Origin of the sequence: Actinoallomurus acaciae, from assembly GCF_042429965.1 — a bacterium.
GTDB lineage: Bacteria > Actinomycetota > Actinomycetes > Streptosporangiales > Streptosporangiaceae > Actinoallomurus > Actinoallomurus acaciae.
In genome coordinates, this window is sequence record NZ_JBHLZP010000854.1 from 1 (window position 1) to 2,284 (window position 2,284).

The 2,284-nt window shown below is 74.6% G+C and carries 2 protein-coding genes; one reads left to right on the forward strand and one right to left on the reverse strand.

Translation table 11 applies throughout. The features are described from left to right. Window positions 1-811 (reverse strand): serine/threonine-protein kinase (locus ACFFNX_RS48075; RefSeq protein ID WP_378213124.1); only part of this gene is annotated, 811 nt, incomplete at its 3' end. A 570-nt stretch (window positions 812-1,381) separates the two neighbouring features. Between ACFFNX_RS48075 and ACFFNX_RS48080 the strand changes: the two genes are divergently transcribed. Further along, on the forward strand, window positions 1,382-2,284 hold a 903-nt coding region (locus tag ACFFNX_RS48080), incomplete at its 3' end, for a protein kinase domain-containing protein (protein WP_446678563.1).

A 2,284-nucleotide genomic window follows, 5' to 3' on the forward strand; every position in this document is an offset into this window, starting at 1 on the left:
CCGCCGCCGCGAGGAGCTCTCGCGCGCGCTCGCCGGTCAGCCGCCGGGCCGGGTCCTTGGTGAGCAGGCCTCCGAGCAGGGGCCGGAGCGGGCCCGCGCGCATCGGGGGGTCGGGCTCGCTGGTGACGAGGGCGCTCAGCGTCGCCATCGCGGTCTCGTGGTCGTACGGCGGGCGCCCCTCCACCGCGGCGTAGAGGGTCGCGCCGAGCGACCACAGGTCCGACGCCGGAGTCGCGGGCTCCCCGCGTGCGACCTCGGGCGCGACGTACGCCGGGGAGCCCATGAACGTGCCGGTCTGGGTCAGTGTGGTGGCGCCGTCGTAGGTCGCGATGCCGAAGTCGGTGAGCACGACCCGCCCGGAGGTCTCCAGCAGGACGTTGCTCGGCTTCACGTCGCGGTGGACGATGCCGGCGTCGTGCGCGGCCCGAAGTGCCGACAGCAGTTGCAGGCCGATCTCCGCGACGCGGCGCGGGGAGATGGGTCCGTCGTCGACGAAGACGTCCTCCAGCGAACGCGCCGCGACGTACTCCATGATCAGCCAGGGGCGCGAGTCCTCGACCACCACGTCGTAGATGGCGATCAGCCCGGGGTGGCGCAGCCGGCCGGCGGCGAGCGCCTCGCGGTCGGTGCGCCGGAGGAGGTTCATCCGCTCGCGGTGGCCGAGGCTGGGCGGCAGGTGCATCTCCTTGACCGCGACCTCGCGGTCCTCCAGCTCGTCATGGGCCCACCAGACCGTTCCCATGCCGCCCCGGCCGATCTGGTCGATGAGCCGGTAGCGGCCGGAGAGCAAGCGATCTCGCGACTCGGCCACGAAGCGCAAGATACCTGGGAGACGTTAACTCCGGTATCCAGACCTTTGCCGTTCACTTGCACGGAACCCGACCGAAATGGAGGATCGACGGATCGGGATCGCCCGGTATCCCCAGGAGTCCGGCGCATGCGGACGCTTCGGCCTCGGCGGACGAAAGCCTGCCCGCGGGGGTGAGACCGCTGACGCCTGAGGATCCCGGTCGGATCGGCGGGTACTCCCTGCCCGGGCGCCTCGGCCACGGCGGGATGGGCGTCGCCTACCTCGGACGCGGCTCCGGCGGCGCTCTCGTCGCGGTCAAGACCGCGCACGGCGAGACGGCCGACGACGAGGACCGCCGGTACGAGGCGGAGGCAGCGTGCCCGCGCCGGGCGCCCGCCGCGTACGTCGCGGGCCTCGTGGCCGACGGCAGCGCCCATCAGCCTCCCTACATCGTCACCGTGTACGTCGAGGGACCGTCGCCGGCGGTGAACGCCGACGGGCCGCTGTCCGGCACGTCGCTGCGGGCGCCAGCGGTCGGGGTGGCCCGCGCACTCGCCGCCGTCCACCGTGCCGGGCCGATCCACCGGGGGCGTGAAACCGGCCGACATCGTCTTGAGCCCCACCGGGCCGCGCCTGATCGACTTCGGCATCGCACGGCAGGTCGGGCACACCGGCGGCCCGACCGGGCCGGGCATGGTGGTGGGCAGCCCGGGATGGATCCCGCCCGAGCGCCTCGAACACCTGCCGCCCACGCCCGCCTTTGACGTCTTCGGCTGGGGATGCGTCGTCGGGTACGCCGCCACCGGCCGGGGCGGCCCGGACGTCATCGCGCAGCTGTCCATGTCCGACCCGCCGGACCTCGACGGGCTGGACGACTCGCTGCGCGGACCGGTGGCCAAGTCCCTCAGCAGGTCTCCGGCCGGGCGTCCCTCGACCGGCCCGGCGCCGCGCACGATCCCGTACGCGAGACGCCCACCCGTACGGCGACCCGGGCTGGACGACTCGCCACGCGGGCCGGTGACCCAGGCCCTCAGCAAGTCCCCAACCGGACGCCCGGCCTCCGCCGAGCCGACGACCTGGCCCGACCAGCCCGACGCCGCACACGAGCCCGTACGCGAAACGCCCACCCGTACGGCGACCCGGGCTGGACGACTCGCCACGCGGACTGGTGACCCAGACCCTCAGCAAGTCCCCAACCGGACGCCCGGCCCCGCCGAGCCGACGACCTGGCCCGACCAGCCCGACGCCGTACACGAGCCCGTACGCGAAACGCCCACCCGTACGACGGCCTCCGGCCCGGACCTGCCGCACACCGGTGACCTGGATCTCTTCCCGCCCGGCGCATCGAGCCCGCAGGTGGCGCCCGGCCGACGACCGGGGTGTGCCCTGGCCGGGACGTCCTTCGGCGTCCGCGCCGGTCGCGGTGGCCGCCACGGCGACGGCGGCGCTCGTGACGACCGGCACCGGCCACGACAAGCGCGTCCCCGCGGCGCC